The sequence below is a fragment of the Pseudomonas sp. 14P5.3.2 genome (assembly GCF_057799175.1).
Genome location: NZ_JBYOKU010000045.1, coordinates 1 through 21367 on the forward strand (window position 1 = coordinate 1; position 21367 = coordinate 21367).

21 protein-coding genes are annotated in these 21367 nt (G+C 61.7%); 4 read left to right on the forward strand and 17 right to left on the reverse strand.

The window, feature by feature from the left end:
- Positions 1-101: 101 nt before the first annotated feature.
- From AC27VU_RS25715 to AC27VU_RS25735, 5 genes are read right to left on the reverse strand one after another with little or no spacing between them, the layout of a single operon-like run.
- Positions 102-737, reverse strand: coding sequence for an SCO family protein (locus AC27VU_RS25715; RefSeq protein ID WP_226500689.1), 636 nt, complete (start codon positions 735-737; stop codon positions 102-104).
- A complete protein-coding gene (gene cyoE / locus AC27VU_RS25720; RefSeq protein WP_488725193.1) occupies positions 734-1633 on the reverse strand; it encodes a heme o synthase in 900 nt (299 codons plus the stop codon). The genes AC27VU_RS25715 and cyoE overlap by 4 nt, the downstream gene beginning before the upstream one ends.
- Complete coding sequence (locus AC27VU_RS25725) at positions 1621-2700, reverse strand: COX15/CtaA family protein (protein WP_488725194.1); 1080 nt, start codon at positions 2698-2700, stop codon at positions 1621-1623. Before AC27VU_RS25725 ends, cyoE begins: the two co-directional genes overlap by 13 nt.
- A gap of 10 nt (positions 2701-2710) precedes the next feature.
- Positions 2711-3304, reverse strand: coding sequence for a hypothetical protein (locus tag AC27VU_RS25730; protein WP_103484038.1), 594 nt, complete (start codon positions 3302-3304; stop codon positions 2711-2713).
- Positions 3270-4010 carry an SURF1 family protein gene (locus AC27VU_RS25735; protein ID WP_488725195.1) on the reverse strand — a complete coding sequence of 247 codons (741 nt, stop codon included), beginning with the start codon at positions 4008-4010 and terminating at the stop codon, positions 3270-3272. Before AC27VU_RS25735 ends, AC27VU_RS25730 begins: the two co-directional genes overlap by 35 nt.
- A 70-nt stretch (positions 4011-4080) precedes the next feature.
- On the opposite strand from AC27VU_RS25735, the gene AC27VU_RS25740 reads away from it, so the two are divergent.
- Entirely contained in the window at positions 4081-4284 is a 204-nt protein-coding gene (locus tag AC27VU_RS25740) for a twin transmembrane helix small protein (protein ID WP_003220344.1), read from the forward strand.
- Between the two features lie 7 nt (positions 4285-4291).
- Here the strand turns inward: AC27VU_RS25740 and AC27VU_RS25745 are convergent, their stop codons facing one another.
- The 4 genes from AC27VU_RS25745 to coxB all read right to left on the reverse strand — a co-directional run bounded on the left by AC27VU_RS25745 (position 4292) and on the right by coxB (position 8682).
- Positions 4292-5179 (reverse strand): cytochrome c oxidase subunit 3, encoded by an 888-nt coding sequence (locus AC27VU_RS25745; protein WP_103483956.1) that lies wholly within the window; start codon positions 5177-5179, stop codon positions 4292-4294.
- Between the two features lie 25 nt (positions 5180-5204).
- On the reverse strand, positions 5205-5756 hold the full coding sequence (locus tag AC27VU_RS25750) for a cytochrome c oxidase assembly protein (protein WP_003220348.1): 552 nt from the start codon (positions 5754-5756) through the stop codon (positions 5205-5207).
- Positions 5757-5885: 129 nt separating this feature from the next.
- Positions 5886-7472, reverse strand: a complete 1587-nt coding sequence (gene ctaD / locus AC27VU_RS25755) for a cytochrome c oxidase subunit I (protein ID WP_488725196.1) — start codon at positions 7470-7472, stop codon at positions 5886-5888.
- Positions 7473-7554: 82 nt separating this feature from the next.
- Positions 7555-8682: a cytochrome c oxidase subunit II gene (gene coxB, locus AC27VU_RS25760; RefSeq protein WP_488725197.1), complete on the reverse strand. Its 1128-nt coding sequence runs from the start codon at positions 8680-8682 to the stop codon at positions 7555-7557.
- Positions 8683-9051: 369 nt separating this feature from the next.
- Here coxB and AC27VU_RS25765 point away from each other — a divergent pair, with 369 nt between their 5' ends.
- A complete protein-coding gene (locus AC27VU_RS25765) occupies positions 9052-9684 on the forward strand; it encodes a hypothetical protein (protein ID WP_262143509.1) in 633 nt (210 codons plus the stop codon).
- Between the two features lie 138 nt (positions 9685-9822).
- Here AC27VU_RS25765 and AC27VU_RS25770 read toward each other — a convergent pair whose 3' ends face one another.
- The 6 genes from AC27VU_RS25770 to AC27VU_RS25795 all read right to left on the reverse strand — a co-directional run bounded on the left by AC27VU_RS25770 (position 9823) and on the right by AC27VU_RS25795 (position 17393).
- Positions 9823-11349: a SulP family inorganic anion transporter gene (locus AC27VU_RS25770; protein ID WP_003220357.1), complete on the reverse strand. Its 1527-nt coding sequence runs from the start codon at positions 11347-11349 to the stop codon at positions 9823-9825.
- Positions 11350-11439: 90 nt separating this feature from the next.
- Positions 11440-12171 carry a carbonic anhydrase gene (locus tag AC27VU_RS25775; RefSeq protein ID WP_103519934.1) on the reverse strand — a complete coding sequence of 244 codons (732 nt, stop codon included), beginning with the start codon at positions 12169-12171 and terminating at the stop codon, positions 11440-11442.
- A 238-nt stretch (positions 12172-12409) separates the two neighbouring features.
- The gene (locus AC27VU_RS25780) at positions 12410-13468 is read right to left on the reverse strand and encodes a PA0069 family radical SAM protein (protein WP_226500683.1); all 1059 of its coding nucleotides are present in this window, start codon (positions 13466-13468) and stop codon (positions 12410-12412) included.
- A 74-nt stretch (positions 13469-13542) separates the two neighbouring features.
- Positions 13543-14847, reverse strand: a complete 1305-nt coding sequence (locus AC27VU_RS25785) for a c-type cytochrome (protein WP_488725198.1) — start codon at positions 14845-14847, stop codon at positions 13543-13545.
- A 12-nt stretch (positions 14848-14859) separates the two neighbouring features.
- Complete coding sequence (locus AC27VU_RS25790; RefSeq protein WP_103483950.1) at positions 14860-16644, reverse strand: GMC family oxidoreductase; 1785 nt, start codon at positions 16642-16644, stop codon at positions 14860-14862.
- A gap of 2 nt (positions 16645-16646) precedes the next feature.
- Positions 16647-17393, reverse strand: coding sequence for a gluconate 2-dehydrogenase subunit 3 family protein (locus AC27VU_RS25795; RefSeq protein WP_103519929.1), 747 nt, complete (start codon positions 17391-17393; stop codon positions 16647-16649).
- A gap of 307 nt (positions 17394-17700) precedes the next feature.
- Between AC27VU_RS25795 and AC27VU_RS25800 the strand changes: the two genes are divergently transcribed.
- On the forward strand, positions 17701-18345 hold the full coding sequence (locus AC27VU_RS25800) for a dual specificity protein phosphatase family protein (RefSeq protein ID WP_045122239.1): 645 nt from the start codon (positions 17701-17703) through the stop codon (positions 18343-18345).
- Between the two features lie 45 nt (positions 18346-18390).
- Here the strand turns inward: AC27VU_RS25800 and AC27VU_RS25805 are convergent, their stop codons facing one another.
- Positions 18391-18675 carry a YheV family putative zinc ribbon protein gene (locus tag AC27VU_RS25805; RefSeq protein ID WP_003220371.1) on the reverse strand — a complete coding sequence of 95 codons (285 nt, stop codon included), beginning with the start codon at positions 18673-18675 and terminating at the stop codon, positions 18391-18393.
- Positions 18672-20750 carry an oligopeptidase A gene (gene prlC / locus AC27VU_RS25810; RefSeq protein WP_488725199.1) on the reverse strand — a complete coding sequence of 693 codons (2079 nt, stop codon included), beginning with the start codon at positions 20748-20750 and terminating at the stop codon, positions 18672-18674. The genes AC27VU_RS25805 and prlC overlap by 4 nt, the downstream gene beginning before the upstream one ends.
- 62 nt (positions 20751-20812) lie before the next feature.
- Between prlC and AC27VU_RS25815 the strand changes: the two genes are divergently transcribed.
- Positions 20813-21358: a gamma carbonic anhydrase family protein gene (locus AC27VU_RS25815; protein ID WP_003220373.1), complete on the forward strand. Its 546-nt coding sequence runs from the start codon at positions 20813-20815 to the stop codon at positions 21356-21358.
- The last annotated feature ends 9 nt before the right edge of the window (positions 21359-21367 follow it).

Here is a 21367-nt window from a genome sequence, read left to right on the forward strand (position 1 = left end):
CCTCCTCCCCCCCCCCCCCCCCCCCCCCCCCCCCCCCCCCCCTCCCCCCCCCCCCCCCCCCCCCCCCCCCCCCCCGCTCCCACAGGGGATCTCTGTTGGTCTTACTTGCGGTTGAGCATCACCGGCAGTTGCGCCACCAGTTTGGCGTTGTTCAGCGGCGCCCGAATAAAGCCGCGCTGCGTGCCGTCCGGGCCGATCACCGCCAGGTTGCCGCTGTGATCGACGGTGTAATTCGGCTTGCTGGTGTCCGCCGGAATGAACGGAATACTCACCGCATTCGCGACTTTCTGCAGTTCTTCGATCGACTTCGGCGTCAGGCCCACGAACTGTGGATCGAAGTAACCCAGGTACTGCTTCAACTGCTGCGGGGTGTCGCGGTTCGGGTCGACGCTGACCAGCACGATCTGCAGTTTATCCACAGCATCCTTGGGCAACTCGCTCTTGATCTGGCGCAGTTGGGCGAGGGTGGTCGGGCAGATGTCCGGGCAAAAGGTGTAGCCGAAAAACAGCAGGCTCCACTTGCCTTTCAACTCGTCGATGGCGACCGGCTGACCGTCCTGATTGGTCATGGTCACGCCCGGCAGGGTGCGGCTCTGCGGTAGCAGGATGATGCCGGCGTCGATCAGCGCGGTGGGGTCGCCCTGGCCCTTGCCACTCAGCACTTTGTTGACGGTAAGTCCCAGGATCAGCGCGATCACGGCGACGAGGATGAAGACGGTTTTCTGGGTTCGAGTCATAGGTTCAACAGTAAGTAGTGGTCTACGAGCAGGGCGATGAACAACAGGAACAAGTAATAAATAGAGTACTTGAAGGTGTTGATCGCCGCGTGCGGCCGAGTGCCACGGTACAGCACCACGGCCCATTGCAGAAACCTTGCGCCCAGCGCGAGGGCGCAGATCAGGTAGAGCACGCCGCTCATGTGGATCACGTACGGCAGCAGGCTCACCGCGAGCAGCGCGAAGGTGTACAGCAGAATATGCACCTTGGTGTAGTGCTCGCCGTGGGTCACCGGCAGCATCGGGATGTCGGCCTTGGCGTATTCCTCTTTACGATGAATCGCCAGCGCCCAGAAGTGCGGCGGGGTCCAGGCGAAGATGATCAGCACCAGCAGCAACGGTTCGGCGCTGACATGGCCGGTGGCGGCGGTCCAGCCGAGCAGCGGAGGAGCGGCGCCGGCAAGACCGCCGATGACGATGTTCTGTGGCGTCGCACGTTTGAGGAAGCCGGTATAGATCACCGCGTAGCCGAGTAACGAAGCGAGGGTCAGCCACGCGGTCAGCGCATTGGTGAACGTCAGCAGCATCGCCTGCCCGAGCAGCGCCAGCACCAGCGCAAAGGTCAGCGCCGCTCCGGGTGAAACCCGGCCCTCGGCCAATGGCCGTTTGTGCGTGCGCGCCATCACTGCATCGATGCGCCGGTCCACCACATGGTTGACCGCCGCCGCCCCGCCAGCACACAACGCAATCCCCAGATTGCCGAACACCAGCACCGTCCACGGCACCCCGGCGCGGGTCGCGAGGAACATGCCGACCAGCGAGGTGATCAGCATCAGCACCACCACTTTCGGCTTGGTCAGCTCCAGATAGTCACGCCACAGCGCCTGGGCGGGACGTGCGCTGATCAGAAGCGCCATGGCGTTTCTCCTTTAATGGTGATGGGCGCCGCCACGTGTTTACGCGGGCTGAGGCGCCAGCGGGCGAGCACCGGCTGTTTGACCCGAACCAGACTGGTGCGCGCGTGATAATTCACCAGCACCATGGTCAGCAGCAGCGCTGTGCCACCGGCGTTGTGGGCCACGGCCACCGGCAGCGGCAGATGGAACAATACGTTGCTGATACCGAGGGTGATCTGTGCGCCGAGGGCGACCAGCACCAGCCCGGCGAGTCGGGTCATGCCGACGGCCCTGAGTTGCCAGGCCAGCCCCAGCAGCACCAGCGTCACCAGCAGGGCGCCGATGCGGTGGGTCAGGTGAATCGCCGTACGCGCATCGCTGTCGAGTTGGCCGCCGAGATAATTGGGGCCGATGTGTTGGGTCAGGTGAAAGCCGTTGGCAAAGTCCGCCGGTGGCAGCCATTGACCGTGGCAGGTCGGGAAGTCGATGCAGGCCACCGCCGCGTAGTTGGAGCTGACCCAGCCGCCGAGGGCAATCTGGCCGATCACCAGCAGCAGCCCCGCCGTCGCCCAGCACTGCAAGCGTTTGGGCACGGTAAGCGCCGGCAGCACGCCGGACAGGCGCAAGGTCAGCAGGAACAGCAGACTCAATGTCGCAAAACCGCCGAGCAGATGCCCGGTGACCACTTGCGGCCAGAGCTTGAGCGTCACCGTCCACATGCCGAACGCCGCTTGGGCGAACACCACGGCCAGCAGAAACAGTGGCAGCTTCAGCGGCTGCCCCGGATGCCGACGATTGACCCAGGCGCGCCCGGCCAGAATCGCAATCAGCAGGCCGAGAGTGCCGGCGAAGTAGCGGTGGATCATCTCGTTCCAGCCCTTGTGCGCCACCACCGGCGAGTCGGGGTAATGCAGTTCGGCATGGGCCAGTTGGGCTTCGCTTTTCGGCACGCTGATAAAACCGTAACAGCCCGGCCAGTCCGGACAGCCCAAGCCTGCGTGGGTCAGGCGGGTGTAGGCGCCGAGCAGCACGACGATCAGTGCCAGCAGGGTGGCAAACAACGCGAGGCGAAATCCAGGTTTGGCCATGACGATGCCCTTATCCGATGTTCGACAGTTTCAGCAGGTGGCGCAGGTCGTTGAGCAGATCCTTGCCCTTCACGCTCGGGTCGTAGCGCAGCACCAGGTTGCCGTGGGGGTCGATGATCCACAGTTGCGGCGTGGCCTTGTCGCCGGTGGCCTTGCTGAACGCAGCGCTATCCAGTGGATAGCGTTGCAGCTGCGGATATTCGCGGGTCAGCTTGGCCTCGTAGTCGGCGCTCAACGGTTGCGCGGCGGCGAGGGCGTGGCTGGCGCGACCGGCGTCGCGACCGAGGCCGATCTGGATCTGCCGGGCGAGGTACACCAGTTGCTGGCAGTCCACCGCGCAATCCTTCGGCGCGGTCACCAGCATCTGCCAGCGCTGTTCATCGGCTTGTACGCCGAGGTCGGCGCGGGTCTGGCCGTTGCCGATCAGTTCGCCGTGGTAGCTGCGACCTTCCGGTACCCAGAACTGCAGTTTGTACATGCCGGTCGCCAGCACCATCGGGCCGACCACGCCGAGCAGAATCAGCAGCAGCTGAATCCGCCCGCGGCGGCGGGTGGCCGGGGTTTTCGCCTCAGACATGCTGGGTGGATTCATGGCCGTTCCCATGGTGTTTCTCCTTTGCGTTGTGCAATCCAAGGTAGAGGTAGAGGCCGAGCAGAGCGGTGGCCATGGCGAACCACTGCACGGCGTATCCAAGGTGTTTTTCCGGGCCCATGGCGACGACCGGCCAGTCGGCCTCATAGCTGGCGGGGCCGGGTTCGGCACGAAGTTCGTAGGCGAAGCCGTCGCGTTCGAGGGTTTTCCACAGCTTGGCCGGCTCGACGGCGGTGATCGTTTGCGGCCAGTTGCTGCTGACCGGGTCGGCGTGCAACTGGAAGGTCGCGCCGGGGGCGACGTAGACCCAGGCATCCAGGTTGACCGCGTCGGTGGGGGTAGCGAATTGCGGCGTCACCCGGCGATCCGGCCATGGCAGCCAGCCGCGATTGACCAGCAGCCACTGGCCGGTGGCCCGATCCTGAAACGGTTGCAGCAGCTCGATACCGACCTTGCCGTTGCGCTGGCGGTTGTCGAGCAGCAGGCTGTGGGCGCCATCGAACTGGCCGTACAGATGCACGCGGCGAAAGGCCGGGTCGGCGCTGTGCAGCAATTCGCTGCTGGCCATCGGATCAGCCGCGCGGCGCTCGGCGTAAGTGGCGAGCAGGGCGGTTTTCTCCGCCCCCCGGCCCAGTTGCCAGAAACCCAGCGACACCAGCAGCGGCAACAGCAACGCCACCACCACGGTCGGTATCACGCCCGGCCGGAAGCGCTTCATGGCCGCGCCACAAAGTCAGTCGTCGCGATCGCTATACTCAACTGCATCGCCTGTCCCCCGGAGTCTTCCCATGCTCAAAGCAGCCATCGTCCTGCTGCTGATTGCCACGGTGATCAGCCTGTTCAGCGGCCTGTTTTTCCTGGTCAAGGACGACAGCAGTTCCAATCGCCTGGTGATCGCCTTGAGTGTTCGGGTGGCATTGGCCGCGGCCACCGTCGGCCTGATCGCCTGGGGCTTCTACAGCGGCCAACTGGTGTCGCACGCGCCTTGGTGAGCAGCGCTCAGAGTACGTAAACGAAGACGAACAAGCCGATCCACACCACATCGACGAAGTGCCAGTACCAGCTCGCCGCCTCGAAGCCGAACTGATGCTCGGCATCGAAATGGCCCTTCATGATGCGCATCAGCATCACGAACAGAATGATCGTGCCAATGGTCACGTGGGCGCCGTGGAAACCGGTGAGCATGAAGAACGTCGCGCCGTAAATGCCCGAACCCAGCGTCAAACCCAGTTCGTGATAGGCGTGCATGTACTCCTCGGCCTGCAATGCGAGGAAGCCGCAGCCCAGCAGCACGGTGATCGCCAGCCAGATTTTCAGCGCACCGCGATGGCCTTTTTTCAAGGCGTGGTGGGCAATGGTGATGGTCACGCTGGAGCTGACCAGCAGAATCGTGTTGATCAGCGGCAGGCCCCACGGGCTGATGACTTCCTTGGGCGGCGGGAACAGTTTCGGGTCCGGGGTGTGCAGCAGCGGCCAGGTGAACTGGAAGTTCGGCCAGAGCATGTGCGCGATGCCTTTCGGGCCTTCGCCACCCAGCGCCGGGCCGGAAATGTGCCGCACATAGAACAGTGCGCCGAAGAAGGCGACGAAGAACATCACCTCGGAGAAGATGAACCAACTCATGCCCCAGCGGAACGAGCGGTCGAGCTGCGGGCTGTACAGCCCGGCGCGACTTTCCTTGATCACCGCCCCGAACCAGCCGAACAGCATGTACGCCAGCAGCAGCCCGCCGACGAAAAAGATGTATGGGCCGTGGGATTCCGGGCGCGCTGCCTTCAGATCGTTGAACCAGGTCGCCAGGCCGTACACGGTGGTAACCATGCCGATGGTGGCGACGATCGGCCATTTGCTCTGTGCCGGAACGTAATAGTGCTCATGAGTTGCCATTTATTGTTCTCCTTATCGGGCACGCTTAACCGCCAGTGTTTGCAGCCACCGGTGGATGACGGGCGGTGATATCGAACAGCGTGTAGGACAGCGTCAGGTGCTTCACGTCCTTGGGCATGTCGCGGTCAATGATGAAACGCATCGGCATCTCGATCTGCTGACCGGGCTGCAGCACCTGCTGGGTAAAGCAAAAGCATTCGGTCTTGTGGAAATACGCCGCCGCTTCGCTGGGTGCGATACTCGGCACGGCCTGGGCGCTCATCGGTTTGTCGGTGGGGTTGCGGGCGACGAAGATCATCTCGTTTACGCCGCCGGGATGGGTCACCAGTTCCTCACCCTTGGGGTAGAACTCCCACGGCATGTCGGCGTTGTTCATCGACAGAAACTGCACGCGCACCTGCCGCGAGTTATCCACCACCTGCTCACCCTCGTACTGCCCGGCGGTCTTGCCGTTGATGCCGAAGGCCTTGCACATCACGTCGTAGATCGGTACCAGGGCAAAACCGAAGACAAACATTGCCACCACCACGCCGAGCAGGCGGGTGACCAGTTTTTTCAGCGAGATCGAGTCAGCCATGATTTTCAGCCTCAGCCGAGATCCCCTGTGGGAGCGGGCTTGCTCGCGAATGCAGTTCATCATTCAACACATGAGTGGAATGATCTGACGCATTCGGGAGCAAGCCCCCTCCCACAAAGGCAAGGCGTTTCATTTCACTTCCGGCGGCGTAGTAAAGGTGTGATACGGCGCCGGTGACGGCACGCTCCACTCCAGGCCTTCGGCGCCATCCCACGGTTTGGCCGGTGCCGGTTCGCCGCCACGGATGGTCTTGATCACGATGAACAGGAAGAAGATCTGCGTGGTTCCGAACATGAATGCGCCGATCGACGAGACCATGTTGAAGTCGGCGAACTGCAGGTTGTAGTCCGGAATCCGTCGCGGCATCCCCGCCAGCCCGACGAAGTGCATCGGGAAGAAAGTCAGGTTCATGCCGACGAACGACAGCCAGAAGTGCAGCTTGCCGAGGGTTTCGTCGTACATGTGCCCGGTCCACTTCGGCAGCCAGTAATAGGCTGAGGCAAAGATCCCGAAGATCGCACCCGGCACCAGCACGTAGTGGAAGTGCGCGACCACGAAGTAGGTGTCCTGGTACTGGAAGTCCGCCGGAGCAATGGCCAGCATCAGCCCGGAGAAACCGCCGATCGAGAACAGGATCACGAACGCCACGGCGAACAGCATCGGCGTTTCGAAGGTCAGCGAGCCTTGCCACATGGTGCTGGCCCAGTTGAACACTTTCACCCCGGTCGGCACGGCGATGAGCATGGTCGCGTACATGAAGAACAACTCGCCCACCAGCGGGATGCCGACCACGAACATGTGGTGCGCCCAGACGATGAACGACAGGAACGCGATGCTCGCCGTGGCGTAGACCATCGAGGTGTAGCCGAACAGCGGCTTGCGCGAAAAGGTCGGGATGATCTGGCTGACGGCGCCGAAGGCCGGCAGGATCATGATGTACACCTCGGGATGGCCGAAGAACCAGAACACGTGCTGGAACAGCACCGGGTCACCGCCACCGGCGGCACTGAAGAAACTGGTGCCGAAGTGGATGTCCATCAGCATCATCGTCACGCAACCGGCCAGCACCGGCATCACCGCGATCAGCAGGAACGCGGTGATCAGCCAGGTCCAGACGAACAGCGGCATTTTCATCAGGGTCATGCCGGGGGCGCGCAGGTTGAGGATGGTGGCGATCACGTTGATCGCGCCCATGATCGAACTGATCCCCATCAAGTGGATGGCGAAGATGAAGTAGGTGACGCTTTCCGGCGCGTAGGTGGTGGACAGCGGGGCGTAGAACGTCCAGCCGAAGTTCGGCCCGCCACCGGCGGTGAACAGGGTCGAGACCAGCAGCAGGAACGCCGCCGGCAGCAGCCAGAAGCTGAAGTTGTTCATCCGTGGCAGGGCCATGTCCGGCGCGCCGATCATCAACGGAATCATCCAGTTGGCGAGGCCGACGAACGCCGGCATCACCGCCCCGAACACCATCACCAGGCCGTGCATGGTGGTCATCTGATTGAAGAATGCCGGCTCGACGATCTGCAGCCCGGGCTGGAACAGCTCGGCGCGGATCACCATGGCGAACGAGCCGCCGAGCAGGAACATGCAGAACGCAAACCACAGGTACAGCGTGCCGATGTCCTTGTGGTTGGTGGTCAGCACCCAGCGCATCAGGCCTTTGGCGGGGCCGTGGGCGTGGTCGGCATGACCGTGGTCATCGATTACAGCGCTCATGGCCGGTCTCCTTTACGTGAGTGGACGGGGCTGGCCAGGGCGCGTTGCCCCGGCCGGTTCACGAAGTACGCGATAGACCGGCTCATTTGCTTTCCGCCTGTTTGAGCTCCAGCACTTCTTTTGGCGTGACCATGTCGCCCTTGTTGTTGCCCCAGGCGTTACGTTCGTAGGTCACGACCGCTGCGATATCGACTTCCGACAACTGCTTGCCGAACGCCGCCATGGCGGTGCCGGGCTTGCCAAAGTACACGCGGTGCAGGTGGTCGGCTTTCGGCCCGGTGGCAATCGGCGAGCCCTTGAGCGCCGGGAACATCGGCGGCAGACCCTGGCCCTCGGCCTGGTGACAGGCTACGCAGGTGGTGTGATAGATCTTGTCGCCGCGCTCTTTGAGTTCGTCGAGGGTCCATTCCTTGCTGGTCAGTTCTTTGAGCTGCGCGGCTTCGGCTTTGCGGTCGGCCAGCCATTTGTCGTAATCGGGCTTCTCTTTGACGTCGACCACGATCGGCATGAAGCCGTGATCCTTGCCGCACAATTCGGCGCACTGCCCGCGGTAGATGCCGGGCTTGTCGATGCGGGTCCAGGCTTCATTGACGAACCCGGGGATCGCATCGCGCTTGACCGCGAAGGCCGGCACCCACCACGAGTGGATGACGTCGGCGGAAGTCACGAGGAAGCGCACCTTGGCGCCGACCGGCAGCACCAGCGGCTTGTCGACTTCGAGCAGGTAGTGCTCGCCCTTGGCTTCCTTGTTGTGGATCTGTTCGGCGGGGGTGGCCAGGTTGCTGAAGAACTCGACATCCTGACCGAGGTATTTGTAGTGCCACTTCCACTGGTAACCGGTGATCTGGATATCGATATCCGGTTCACTGGTGTCGTACATGCGGATCAGGGTGGCGGTCGCCGGCACGGCCATCGCCACCAGGATCAGGAACGGCACGACGGTCCAGAGAATCTCGACGGTGGTACTTTCGTGGAATTTTGCGGCGACCTGCCCGGTAGAGCGGCGATGCACGATCATCGACCAGAACATGGCGCCGAAGACGATGATCCCGATCACCACACAGATCCAGAAAATGGTCATGTGCAGGTCGAATACTGCGTGACTGATTTCAGTCGCTCCAGGCGCCATATTCACAGTCCAGGCCGCTTGAGCCGGGCTGAAAATCGACCACAACAGGAGGCCCATCCAGACGTGTGGATGTCGCATCATTGCGGGTTCCCCTTATCGTTCTTGTTATCCCGCCGGCTTCGGCCCGCGGCAAGGGAGCGGCTGCATCAGACTACGAACTTGAATCGCCGGGCCTTGCTGCGGGTGCAGTCGGGCGTCATCAGCTAACTCCATTCAATGGCGAGTATAGACAGCGGCGGAGAATTGCAACGCGATCGCGTAAATGATCTGAAACAGCCGGGACTTGCGCTCAAGGGCACGAATGGAGAAGGATGCAGACGAGTGGTGGCAAACCGATATAACGCAGGTGTATCAAGGATGAAATAATTATGACAAATGCGTCTTAGCATTTTTCGTAAGCCAGCTAAGTTATGTCTTCCCTATTTCATTGCCTTGTTTCCTGGAGTTTTCATGAACACCGCCGCATTGCGCGAGCAGATCCAAAAAGCCCGACAAACCGAAAATGAAACCGGACGCCTCAAGCGTCAGCTGGAAGCCAAGTTGCCTCATCTGCATTCGGCCATCCAGTTGCCGGACGCTAACCGCGAAGAAGCGTTGACGAGCTTTGTCACCGCCTATATCGACGAAGTACCAGACATGCTGGACGCAGCCAATGAAGTTGCCAGGGAAGCGGGAATCGAGTCGCAGATCAAACCGGTGCTGAAAATCGCCGAGCAGTACTTCCTTCAGCCGCCGGTCGGCCTGGACAGCCTGTTGGACGAAGCCTATCTGGCGCACCGCTTTGTCGAAGAGGTCAACGACCTGTACATCAAGCACCTCGGCCAGCCACTGATCCCCTTGGACATGACGGTCGCCAATCTGATTGCTCACCAATTGCTCGGTGAGGAATTTGCCAATCAACTGGACGAAGTGGTGCATCACGCCATCGACAAGATGCTCGACGACGATAGTTTTGCGCTGGAATCGGTAGATGCCTACCGCGACAAACTGATCAGCCCGGATACCGGTGCCGCGTGGAAGCGCTGGCCGTGCATGGGCCGTCGCCTGGGTGTGGGCCTGGAGCTGGATCAGCCAGCTGCCTGATTCAAAGCCCGGTACAAATCCCAATTGTGGGAGGGGGCTTGCTCCCGAAGGCGGTGGGTCAGTCAATATCAATATCGACTGATCCATCGCCTTCGGGAGCAAGCCCCCTCCCACAGGGGTTCTTTGCAAGCGGGGGATTTAACCAGCCGCACCGATCCCGGTATTAGTCCGAACCCTACCTTCAAGCCGTCGCTTCAACCCGCGCGACTCGATCAACAGCTTCGACCCCTTCGCCGCATTCGCCCGGCCCCACTCTTCCAGTAACTCCAGACACGAATGGTCGATGTAGCTCAGGTTATTGAGCGGCACATGCACCGTTGTGCCCGCTGGAATGCTGCCCAGCACTTGGGTCAGTGCCGGCACCTTGAGGAATGTCGCTGCGCCCACCAGACGCAACTCCATCTCGCCGTCCTGCGGCAGGTCGATCAGGCTGATTTTCAGGCGTGAAGCCTTGAAGGCCAGTTTCAACATGGTCAAACCGAAACCGATCAACACACCGGTCAGCAGGTCGGTGAAGATGATCGCCAGCGCCGTGGCGGCGTAGGTGAACATCGGCATCCGCCCGTAACGGCCCAGGCCGCGAAACGCTTTCAAGTCCACCAGTTTGAAACCGGTGTACACCAGCACCCCCGCCAGACTCGCCACCGGAATGCTCTGCAGCACGCTCGACAACAACAGCACGAACGCCAGCAGCCACAGACCATGGAAGATCGTCGAGTAACGGGTGGTCGCGCCGGCCTGCACGTTGGCCGAACTGCGCACGATCACCCCGGTCATCGGCAGCGCACCGACCAGACCGCAGAGCATGTTGCCGACACCTTGCGCTGACAGTTCACGGTCGAAATCCGAGCGCACGCCGTTGTGCATGCGATCCACCGCGGCGGCGGACAACAGCGTTTCGGCGCTGGCGATAAACGCCACGGCAAACGCAGCGATTAGCAGCGTCGGGTCGGCAAGGCTGAGCAGGTCCGCCGGTTTCAGCCAGTCGATGGCTTCGGCCAGATTCTCCGGCACCTCGACGCGTTTGACCTGCAGCGCCAGCAGCAGGCTGGCACCCGTGGCCAGACCGACACCGAGCAGCGCGCCGGGAATGAAGCGCAGCGAATGCGGGCGAAACTTCTCCCACAGCCACATCACCGCAATGGTCGCCAGCCCGAGCAACCCGGCCTGCCAGCCGAACGACGGCAAGGCCTGCGCCACCGCGCCGGGGAAGGCCGTGAGGTTATCCAGGCCGGAGGGTTGTGGCTTGGCATCGAGCATCACGTGCACTTGTGAGAGCACGATCAACACGCCGATCCCCGCGAGCATGCCGTAGACCACCGCTGGTGCCGTGACCCGAAACCAGCAACCGAGCTTCAGGCGCCCGGCCACCAGTTGCAGGAACCCGGCGAGCAACAGAATCGGCCCGAGCATCTCGATGCCGTGCTGGCGCACCAGCTCGAATACCAGCACTGCCAGACCCGCTGCCGGCCCGCTGACCTGCAACGGCGAACCCGCCAGCCAACCGACCACCAGGCCACCGATGATCCCGGTGATCAGGCCTTTGGCTGGCGGCAACCCTGACGCAATCGCAATGCCCATGCACAGCGGCAGCGCGACCAGAAACACCACCACCGAAGCCAGCAGCTCCCGTGGCAGAACCGCTTTCAATTGAGCAGCACGCATGGTGACTCTCCCGAAGTTTTCTTCAGGCATGGCGAGGCCGGGCCGCTGAAACAGCGGCCGGCGTCAAACCACACAGATTTTTAGGAAGATTTAGAAGCGCGCTTTGGGCGTCGCCACCGGAATCGGATGGCTGCCGTCGAGCGGCAGGAAGCGTCCCTGATCCGCGTCGTAAGCTTTGATTTCGCTGGTTTCGATGTTGTAGACCCAGCCATGGATGAACAGTTGACCGTTCGCCATGCGTGAGGCTACCGAAGGATGGGTACGCAAGTGCTGCAGTTGGGCGATGACGTTCTCCTCGGTGAGGATCGGCATGCTTTCTTTTTCGTCGGCGCAATTACAGTTTTCGTGCACCATGGTTTTTGCCACTTCGGCGTGGCGCAACCAGGCTTTGACCGTCGGCATTTTTTCCAGGCTGTCCGGGTTGAGTACCGCACGCATGGCGCCGCAATCGGAATGGCCGCAGATGATGATGTGCTGCACGCCCAGTGCCAGCACCGCGTATTCGATGGCGGTGGAAACGCCGCCGTTCATCTGGCCGTAAGGCGGCACGACGTTGCCGACGTTACGGGTCACGAACAGATCCCCGGGGGAGCTCTGGGTGATCAGCTCGGGCACGATGCGCGAGTCGGCACAGGTGATGAACATTGCCCGTGGCGATTGCGCCGTGGCGAGTTTCTTGAAGAGTTCTTCCTGCTGCGGGAAGACCTCATGATGAAAATGCAAAAAGCCGTCAACGATCGTTCGCAGCGCTGCATCGGCGGATGCCGCCCCAGGGACGGCTTGCGCCGACGCAGCCAACGGCTGTTTATCCTTGTCACTCATGATTCATCCTCTTTGGCGGATTCGGGGAGTCGTTCCCGTGTATTCCGGTATGAAGCCAGTGGCTGTTTAAAACATCCGGGCCATCCCGACCCGTCAGTCACTCGATGAACAAGGTAGCCGCCGAAACTTAACTCAAACTGAATCAAGCGCTCTAGAACGTGTGTTCCAGATCACAAAAAACGTGACTGGCGTGTTTCGACGGAAGGATTCCAACCCATCAACCGTAGGCTAATTGTCACTAAATCAATGACATCTGGCGACCCGGCGGACAGAAGGCAGTGCAATCGAGGTTGTAGCCTTCACGGTGGTTCAAACCGAGACGTTTAATGGCTTTGGCAAAACGCTGCGCAAGCAGGTCGGCAAACGGCCCCTCGCCGCGCATCCTCGCGCCGAAACGGCTGTCGTAGAGCTCGCCGCCACGGCTCTGGCGGATCAGGCTCAGCACATGGGCCGCGCGCTGCGGATAGTGCGCCTGCAGCCATTCCTCGAACAACGGCGCCACCTCCAGCGGCAGGCGCAACATCATGTAGGCGGCGCTTTGCGCGCCAGCGGCGTGGGCTTCGGCCAGCAGGCTTTCGATTTCGCTGTCGTTGATCATCGGAATCATTGGCGAACACAGCACCCCCACGGGAATGCCTGCTTCGCGCATCACCCGGATCGCTCGTAACCGGGCTTTGGGCGCGGCGGCACGGGGTTCGAGGATGCGTTTGAGTTCGTCGTCCAGCGTGGTCAGGCTGATCATCACCGCCACCAGTCGTTGCTGCGCCAGTTCGGTGAGCAGGTCGAGGTCGCGCAGGATCAGCGAACCCTTGGTGACAATGGTCACCGGATGCCGGTAGCGCAGCAGCACTTCGAGGGTCTGCCGGGTGATCTTGTGCTCGCGTTCGATGGGCTGATACGGATCGGTGTTGGAACCCAGATTGATCGGCGCGCATTGATAGCCTTTTTTCCCAAGCTGCTCCTCCAGCACCTGGGCGGCGTTGGTCTTGGCGATCAGCCGAGTTTCGAAATCCAGCCCCGGCGACATGTCCCAATAGGCGTGGCTCGGTCGCGCATAGCAATAGATGCAACCGTGCTCGCAGCCGCGGTAGGGATTGATCGAGCGGTCGAACGGCAGGTCAGGCGAGGTGTTGCGGGTGATGATGGTTTTCGCGGTCTCGATCATCACCTCGGTGTTCTGCGTCTCGGGCACTTCCTGGTACCAGCCGTCGTCCTCGACCACCGAGCGATTCGGCGCAAAGCGGTTGTGCGGGTTGGTCGCGGTGCCGCGACCGCGAGGTGGCAATGGAGTAGACATGAAAACGCCCCGATACTGTATATGCACACAGTATCGGGGCGTAGCACATCTGACTAGTGCCGTCGGGCGATTGCTCAGTTGTTGTGTTGCGTCACCTGACCGAGGTCATCACCGGACGTGGTCTGCATATCATCCTTGCGCAGCGCGGTCACATCACTGGCCTTGACCGGTGCCCCTTTGTTGCCCCAGCTGCCACGAATGAAACTCACCACATCCGCCACTTCCTGATCCGACAACCGCCAGGCGTACGCCGGCATGGTGAAGGTCGATGGCGCGGTGTGTGTGGCCGGCAGGGTGCCGCCCTTGAGCACGATGTGGATCAGTGAGGTCGGGTCTTCCGATTGCAGCACCGGATTGCCCGCCAGCGCCGGGAACACTCGGGTGTAGCCATGGCCGTCGGTACGGTGGCAGGCCGCGCAGTTGTCGATGTACACCGCCGCGCCGCGCTGGCTGTCGTCGCCGTTCCACAGGGCTTTGGCCGCTTTCTCGTCGTACTGGTGCGGCTGATCGTTTGGATCAACTGCCGGCAGCGACTTGAGGTAACGAGCAATTGCGATCAGGTCGGCATCGGTCATGTACTGCATGCTGTGGGTGACCACATCGCTCATGCCGCCGAACACTGCACTGCGGTCGCTGCGCCCGGTTTTGAGGAATTGCACCAGTTGCGCTTCGCTCCAGCTGCCCAGGCCATCCTTGTGATCACCGCGCAAACTCTTGGCGATCCAGCCTTCCAGCGGCGCACTGCCGGCGAGGAAGTTCTTGCCGTCGGTGGCGCTCAGGGATTTTTCCTGCATGGTCAGGGCCCGTGGCGTGTGGCAGGCGCCGCAATGGCCGAGGCCTTCGACCAGATAGGCGCCGCGGTCGATCACCGGATCATCCGAGGTGGCCTTGTAGTCCTCGACCTTCGGCGCGAACAGCCAGCGCCAGCCCATCAGCGGCCAGCGCATGCTCAGCGGCCATGGAATGTCGCTGGCCTTGTTCTCTTGGGCCACCGGTTCGACGCCGTGCATGAAGTAAGCGTACAGCGCTTTCATATCGCCCTCGCTGACCCGGGCGTAGGACGGATACGGCATTGCCGGGTACAACGTGCTGCCGTTTTTGGCGACGCCGTGGCGCACCGCTTTGTCGAAGTCCTCGAAGCTGTAATCACCGACACCGGTTTTGTCCGGGGTGATGTTGGTCGAATAGATCGTGCCGATCGGCGTTTCCATCGGCAGGCCGCCGGCGAACGGTTTGCCGCCCTTGGCGGTGTGGCAGGCCACGCAGTCACCCGCGCGGGCGAGGTATTCGCCTTGTTTGATCAACGCTTGATCGACGTCGGCGGCGTGCACGGCAGCACTGCCGAGCAGGGCCAGGGTAGCAATAACGAGATTTTTCATGGTCATCGCTCCTTAAGCCTGAACCAGCGGGCCGGGGTTTTTCAGGTATTGCTCGCGAATCGCCTTGGCCGACCAGTAGGTCAACGCCGCCACCAGCCCGGTCGGGTTGTAACCCAGGCCCTGCGGGAATGCCGAAGCTCCCGGCACGAACACGTTGTGCACGTCCCAGCTCTGCAAGTAACGGTTCAGAGCACTCTTCTTCGGATCGGTGCCCATGATCGCGCCACCGTTGAGGTGGGTGGTCTGGTAGGCCGCGGTGTTGAAGTGATCACCGACCTGCTTGCCGATCACCGCAATGGCTTTCGGGCCCATGGCTTGGGCGACCTTGCCCATTTTCTCGACCATGAAGCGGTTCATCTTGATGTCGTTTTCCTGCCAGTCGAAGGTCATGCGCAGCAGCGGCAAGCCGTAGGCATCGCGGTACACCGGATCCAGATCGAGGTAGTTGCCACGGTAAGACTGATGCGCGCCGTGGGCGTCCATCGACACCTGGTGGGTGTAGTAATCGGCGGTCGCGCGTTTCCACTGGCTGCCCCAGGCCGGAGTGCCGGGCGGGTTCGAGGTGCCGGCAATCGGGCGGCTGCCCGCCTGGTTGACCCACATTGGCGAGCCACCGACGAAGCCATGCGGGCCGTGGTCGAAGTTGTCGGCGTTGAAATCGTCCAGCGCCACGCCGTTGCCGCCGGCACCGATAAAGTTGTTGGTATGGGTGTCCTTGTCGAAGAACGCCTTGATGGTCGCCATGTTCTGGTAGGCGAAGTTACGCCCGACCACGCCTTCGCCGCTGATCGGGTCGTACGGTTTGCCAATGCCCGAGAGCAGCATCAGGCGCACGTTGTGCAGCTGGAAAGCGCCGAGGATCACCAGATCCGCCGGTTGCTCGATCTCGCGGCCCTGGCCGTCGATGTAAGTCACGCCGGTGGCTTTGGACTTGGTGCTGTCGAGATTGACCCGCAGCACATGGGCGTTGGGCCGCAGTTCGAAATTCGGCAGCGGACGCAGCGCCGGCAGAATGTTCACGTTCGGCGAAGCCTTGGAATACATGTAGCAAACGTAACCGCTGCAGAATCCGCAGAAGTTGCACGGGCCCATCTGCGCGCCGTAGGGATTGGTGTAAGGGCCTGAAGTATTCGCCGAAGGCAGGTTGTAGGGTTTGTAACCGACTTCTGTCGCCGCTTTGCCGAACAGTTGTGCGGAAACGGTGTTCTTCTGCGCTTCCAGCGGGAACGGATTGGAGCGATCCGGTGCGTACGGGTTACCGCCCTTGCCCTGACCGACCAGTTGGCCTTTTACGGTCCAGGCCTGGCCGGAGGTGCCGAAGACTTTTTCGGCGAAATCGAAGAACGGCTCCAGCTCTTCATAGCTGACGCCGAAGTCCTGGATGGTCATGTCCTTGGGGATGAAACTCTTGCCGTAGCGTTCTTCGTAATGGCTGCGCATGCGCAGTTCGATTGGATCGACGCGAAAGTGCACGCCCGACCAGTGCAGACCGGCGCCGCCGACACCATTGCCCGGCAGGAACGCACCCAACTGGCGGTTCGGCAGGGCAATGTCGTTGACGCTGTGGCGGATGGTGACGGTTTCTTTCGAGATGTCCTGAAAGAGTTTTTTGCGCACGCTGTAGGTGAGTTCGTCGATCACCTGCGGATAGTTGCCGTCGGGATAGGTGTCCTGCATTGGCCCGCGCTCCAGCGCCAGCACGTTGAGCCCGGCTTCGGTCAGCTCCTTGGCCATGATCGCGCCAGTCCAGCCGAAACCGACGATCACTGCGTCGACCTTCTTCATTACCGTTGCCATGCTCAAGCCCTCTCGCCGCGAATCGAAACTGCCGGGAAGGGGTATTGCTCGTTGCGTTCCACCCAATCCATGAAATCGGCGCGGGCGCCGGGGAAGCCGATCATGGTCCAGCCGACCATGCCTTTATTGCCACCGTGGATCGGGTCGCAGAAGAACCCTTCCTTGGTGTTTTGCAGCAGCAGGCTGAAGAAAATCTTCGCGGGAACCGCATCGAACTGCGGTTTTCCGGCTTCAAGTTGCTTGAGCAGATCGTCTCGGGTAGCGCTGTCTTGCTCGGCAAATGTTTTACCGTTGAGCGATTTTGCCCACTGATCCGTCGCGGCGATGCCCAGGCGATAGATCTCTTTTGGCACCAGTTTGCTCTGCCAGCCCATCTCCGGCGCGGCGTCGGCGTTGAACGGGCCTTGCATGTACCACAGGGCACCGGCGGCGTAAGGGGTGTTCATCTGGCGGTCGATGTATTCCGGCACGCCGGCTTCCAGGGCGCCCGGGCCTTGCTCGTCGTTGGGGATCAATTGCGCCACGGCGGCGTTGATGAAGGCCCATTCCTCGGCGGTGAAATAGCTCGGCTGATAAGCACTGGCGTCCGCCTTGGCCGGTGTGGCTGCTGGCGCCGCCGGGGTAGCCTCAGGCGCAGCTTGCAACACGCTGCTGCCCAGACCGGTACCGGCGAGGGTGACCACGGGAATCAGGGTCAGGGATTTGCGCAGGAACTCACGCCGGGGGTTGTCTCGATCTGCATCAGACATGGGGGTGCACCTCATCAGGCATTGATGGTTGTCCGTTTCTGCGAACGGCTTGAGCATTTTTTCGTCGCGGCGTGGCCCGGTGGTTGACCGGGAAAAGGGGGACGCCTGCAACATCGTGTGACAAATGGTAGCAGGCTACACATCGGGATGAACCGATTCAGCGGAAAAACCCACAGTTTTTTACTGAAGTGCTCAATGAAATCGTGCGGATTCACGATTCTTTGACAAGTGCCTCACAGGGCTTTGACCCTCATCCCTGGAAACTACGGGACCTTTCATTGATGAATCCCGATACGGTCAGCCCAGCATGTCTCGAGTGCGCCTTTTTCCTGCTTTGTGTTTGTCGCTTGTTGCCCTGCTGCATTTGATGCCGGCCCAGGCTGACGCCTCTGCGCCGTCGCGCCCGCCGGAGTGGGCGCAGCCGGTGGAAGTGCAATACAACCTGTTCCAGATGTCGCCCACGCTCTACCGCAGTGCCTTGCCGGATGGCGGCGTGGTGCCGTTGTTGAAAAATCTGAAAGTGGTGACGGTGATCAATTTCCTGCCGGAAGCTGACAGCAATTGGTTGTCCGAGCCGGGTATCAATCAGGTGCAGTTGCCGTATCGCACCAACCACGTTGATGACAGCGATGTGCTCAAGACCCTGCGCGCGATTCAGGCTGCCGAAACCAACGGCCCGGTGCTGATGCATTGCAAGCATGGCTCCGATCGCACCGGCCTGATGGCGGCGATGTACCGGATTGTAGTGCAGGGCTGGAGCAAGGAAGACGCGTTGCGCGAAATGACCGAAGGTGGTTTTGGCGAAAGCGGTCACTTCAAAGATAGCGTGCGCTACGTGATGCAGGCTGATGTAGACAAACTGCGCACCGCGCTGGCCAACGGCGATTGCAGCACCAGTGCCTTTGCCACCTGCTCGATGAAGAGCTGGTTTCAGTCGGTCAACCTCAAGTAAGCCGCACCCTCCACGGCATTGCACCGTGGAGGGTCAATCGCCGGCTCAGTCTTCGGACTTTTTCTTCAGTTTCGGATTCGGGAAAAACTGCACGGCCTGGACGGTCTTGTCCGCCGCCGGCTTGAGCGCGCTGGTATTGACCCGCGTGCCCAACTCCTTGGGAACCGACAACCCTTGCTCGTTCAGCGTATCCGAGTAACCGCAGGCCACGCACTCGCGGTGCGGCACGCTGTCTTCGTTCCACATCATCAGTTTGTCCGGCTCGCTGCACGCCGGGCAGACAGCCCCGGCGATAAAGCGCTTCTTGGTAATCACAGGTGCCTCACTCATGCTGCTGCGTCCTCACTCAGGCCGCTATGGCGCAAGAGTGCGTCAATCGATGGCTCACGGCCACGGAAGTCGACGAACAGTACCATCGGTGCCTGCGAACCGCCGCGCGCCAGAATCGCTTCGCGGAAGGCGCGCCCGGTCTCGGCGTTGAGCACGCCGTCTTCTTCGAACTTGGAGAAGGCATCGGCTGACAGCACTTCCGCCCACTTGTAGCTGTAGTAACCCGCCGCGTAACCGCCGGCGAAGATGTGCGCGAAGCTGTTGGGGAAGCGGTTGTACGCCGGTGGACGCATCACCGACACCTCATCGCGCACGCCCTCCAGCACCTGGGCCACGCTGCGACCGTCACCGTGGGTGGCGTGCAGTTCGAAGTCGAACAGCGAGAATTCCAGCTGACGCACCATCATCAGCCCGGACTGGAAGTTCTTCGCTGCGAGCATTTTCTGCAGCAGGTCCTGCGGCAGTGGTTCGCCGGTTTCGTAGTGACCGGAGATCAGCGCCAGGCCTTCCGGCTCCCAGCACCAGTTTTCCATGAACTGGCTTGGCAGCTCGACCGCATCCCACGCCACGCCGTTGATCCCGGAAACACCGGCGTGATCAACGCGGGTCAGCAGGTGATGCAGGCCATGGCCGAATTCATGGAACAGGGTGGTCACTTCATCATGGGTCAGCAGTGCAGGCTTGCCGCTGTCGGCCGGGGTGAAGTTGCACACCAGGTTGGCCACCGGGCTTTGCAGCACGCCGTCGACGGTGCGGCGACGGTCGCGGGCGCCGTCCATCCACGCACCGCCGCGCTTGTTGGCGCGGGCATACAGATCGAAAAAGAAGCGGCCGACGTGCTGGCCGTTTTCCTTGATTTCGAACAGGCGTACATCCGGGTGCCAGGTGTCGAAGCCTTTCAGCTCGGCGATCTCGATGCCGTACAGGCGCTGGACGATGGCGAACAGACCACCGAGGACTTTATCGATCGGGAAGTAGGCGCGTAGGGTTTCCTGAGCGACGCTGTAGCGTTGCTCGCGGAGTTTTTCCCCGTAGAAACCGCTGTCCCAGCTTTGCAGATCAGCGCAGCCCTGTTCGGCGGCGTAGGCGCGCAGCTGCTGCAGATCCTGCGCGGCGAACGGCTTGCTGCGCTTGGCCAGGTCGCGCAGGAAGCTCAACACCTGATCGCTGGACTCGGCCATTTTGGTCGCCAGGCTCAGCTCGGCGAAACTGGCGAAGCCCAGCAGCTTGGCCAGCTCCTGACGCAGGTCGAGGATCTCTTCCATCACCGGGCCGTTGTCGTTCTGACCGGCGTTCGGGCCTTGATCCGACGCACGGGTGCAGTAGGCGGCGTAGACTTCTTCACGCAGCGCGCGGTCCTGGGCGTAGGTCATCACCGCGTAGTAGCTCGGGAATTCCAGGGTGATCAGCCAGCCGTCGAGGCCTTTGGCCTGTGCGGCGGCGGCCATTTGCGCCTTGGCCGAATCGGTCAGGCCGGCGAGGGCGGCTTCGTCGGTGACGTGCTTGGTCCAGGCTTGCGTGGCGTCGAGCAACTGGTTGGAGAAGCGGCTGCCCAGCTCGGACAGTTTGCTTTGCACTTCGGCGTAACGCTTCTGTTCGGCTTCCGGCAGGTCGATACCCGACAGACGGAAATCGCGCAGGGCGTGTTCCAGAATGGTTTTTTGCGCCACATCGAAACCGGCGGCTTCCGGGCTGTTGGCCAACGCTTCATAAGCCTGGAACAGTTCGCGGTTCTGGCCCATCTCGGTGGAGTAGGCGCTCAGGGCCGGCAGGCACGACTCGTAGGCTTCGCGCAGTTCAGCGCTGTTGCACACGGCGTTGAGGTGGCTGACTGGGCTCCATGCAGCACCGAGGCGATCGTTGAGTTCGTCCATCGCCAATACCAGACCGGCCCACGTCGGGTTCTGGCCTTGGGTCTTGAGAATTTCGGCGATGGCGGCGCGGTTGTCGGCCAGGATCGTTTCGATGGCTGGCAGCACGTGTTCGGCACGGATCGTGGAGAACGGCGGCAGGTCGTAGGACTGCAGAAGAGGGTTGTTCACGCTCACGGTTGGCACCTTGGCTGGAAGAAACATGCGCCCATCTTAATTACAATCGACACTCACCGCAGCTATCGGCGACAGAGAGAGAACTTATCGTGCCCGTTCGCAAGTACCAGAATCACACCCCGCAACTCGGCAAAGGCGCGTTTGTCGACGCCTCGGCGGTGGTGATCGGCGACGTCGAAATCGGCGAAGACAGCTCCGTGTGGCCGCTGACCGTGATCCGTGGCGACATGCACCGCATCCGCATCGGTGCGCGCACCAGTGTGCAGGACGGTTGCGTGCTGCACATCACCCACGCCGGCCCGTTCAACCCGGATGGTTTCCCGCTGCTGATCGGCGATGACGTGACCATCGCCCACAAGGTCATGCTGCATGGCTGCAGCGTCGGCAGTCGCGTGTTGATTGGCATGGGCAGCATCGTCATGGATGGCGCGGTGGTCGAAGATGACGTGATCATCGGCGCCGGCAGCCTGGTGCCGCCGGGCAAGCGCTTGGAAAGTGGCTTCCTCTACGTGGGCAGCCCGGTGAAGCAGATCCGCCCGCTGACCGACAAGGAGCAAGCCTTCTTCACCTACAGCGCGGCGAACTACGTGAAGCTCAAGGACCTGCATCTGGCCGAAGGCTACGACCAGCTCTGAAACGACTTA

Bases quoted from the DNA above. Each gene is read 5' to 3' on its own strand.
- AC27VU_RS25715 (WP_226500689.1), bottom strand. From the start codon at position 737: ATGACTCGAACCCAGAAAACCGTCTTCATCCTCGTCGCCGTGATCGCG.
- cyoE (WP_488725193.1), bottom strand. From the start codon at position 1,633: ATGGCGCTTCTGATCAGCGCACGTCCCGCCCAGGCGCTGTGGCGTGAC.
- AC27VU_RS25725 (WP_488725194.1), bottom strand. From the start codon at position 2,700: ATGGCCAAACCTGGATTTCGCCTCGCGTTGTTTGCCACCCTGCTGGCA.
- AC27VU_RS25730 (WP_103484038.1), bottom strand. From the start codon at position 3,304: ATGGGAACGGCCATGAATCCACCCAGCATGTCTGAGGCGAAAACCCCG.
- AC27VU_RS25735 (WP_488725195.1), bottom strand. From the start codon at position 4,010: ATGAAGCGCTTCCGGCCGGGCGTGATACCGACCGTGGTGGTGGCGTTG.
- AC27VU_RS25740 (WP_003220344.1), top strand. From the start codon at position 4,081: ATGCTCAAAGCAGCCATCGTCCTGCTGCTGATTGCCACGGTGATCAGC.
- AC27VU_RS25745 (WP_103483956.1), bottom strand. From the start codon at position 5,179: ATGGCAACTCATGAGCACTATTACGTTCCGGCACAGAGCAAATGGCCG.
- AC27VU_RS25750 (WP_003220348.1), bottom strand. From the start codon at position 5,756: ATGGCTGACTCGATCTCGCTGAAAAAACTGGTCACCCGCCTGCTCGGC.
- ctaD (WP_488725196.1), bottom strand. From the start codon at position 7,472: ATGAGCGCTGTAATCGATGACCACGGTCATGCCGACCACGCCCACGGC.
- coxB (WP_488725197.1), bottom strand. From the start codon at position 8,682: ATGATGCGACATCCACACGTCTGGATGGGCCTCCTGTTGTGGTCGATT.
- AC27VU_RS25765 (WP_262143509.1), top strand. From the start codon at position 9,052: ATGAACACCGCCGCATTGCGCGAGCAGATCCAAAAAGCCCGACAAACC.
- AC27VU_RS25770 (WP_003220357.1), bottom strand. From the start codon at position 11,349: ATGCGTGCTGCTCAATTGAAAGCGGTTCTGCCACGGGAGCTGCTGGCT.
- AC27VU_RS25775 (WP_103519934.1), bottom strand. From the start codon at position 12,171: ATGAGTGACAAGGATAAACAGCCGTTGGCTGCGTCGGCGCAAGCCGTC.
- AC27VU_RS25780 (WP_226500683.1), bottom strand. From the start codon at position 13,468: ATGTCTACTCCATTGCCACCTCGCGGTCGCGGCACCGCGACCAACCCG.
- AC27VU_RS25785 (WP_488725198.1), bottom strand. From the start codon at position 14,847: ATGAAAAATCTCGTTATTGCTACCCTGGCCCTGCTCGGCAGTGCTGCC.
- AC27VU_RS25790 (WP_103483950.1), bottom strand. From the start codon at position 16,644: ATGGCAACGGTAATGAAGAAGGTCGACGCAGTGATCGTCGGTTTCGGC.
- AC27VU_RS25795 (WP_103519929.1), bottom strand. From the start codon at position 17,393: ATGTCTGATGCAGATCGAGACAACCCCCGGCGTGAGTTCCTGCGCAAA.
- AC27VU_RS25800 (WP_045122239.1), top strand. From the start codon at position 17,701: ATGTCTCGAGTGCGCCTTTTTCCTGCTTTGTGTTTGTCGCTTGTTGCC.
- AC27VU_RS25805 (WP_003220371.1), bottom strand. From the start codon at position 18,675: ATGAGTGAGGCACCTGTGATTACCAAGAAGCGCTTTATCGCCGGGGCT.
- prlC (WP_488725199.1), bottom strand. From the start codon at position 20,750: ATGTTTCTTCCAGCCAAGGTGCCAACCGTGAGCGTGAACAACCCTCTT.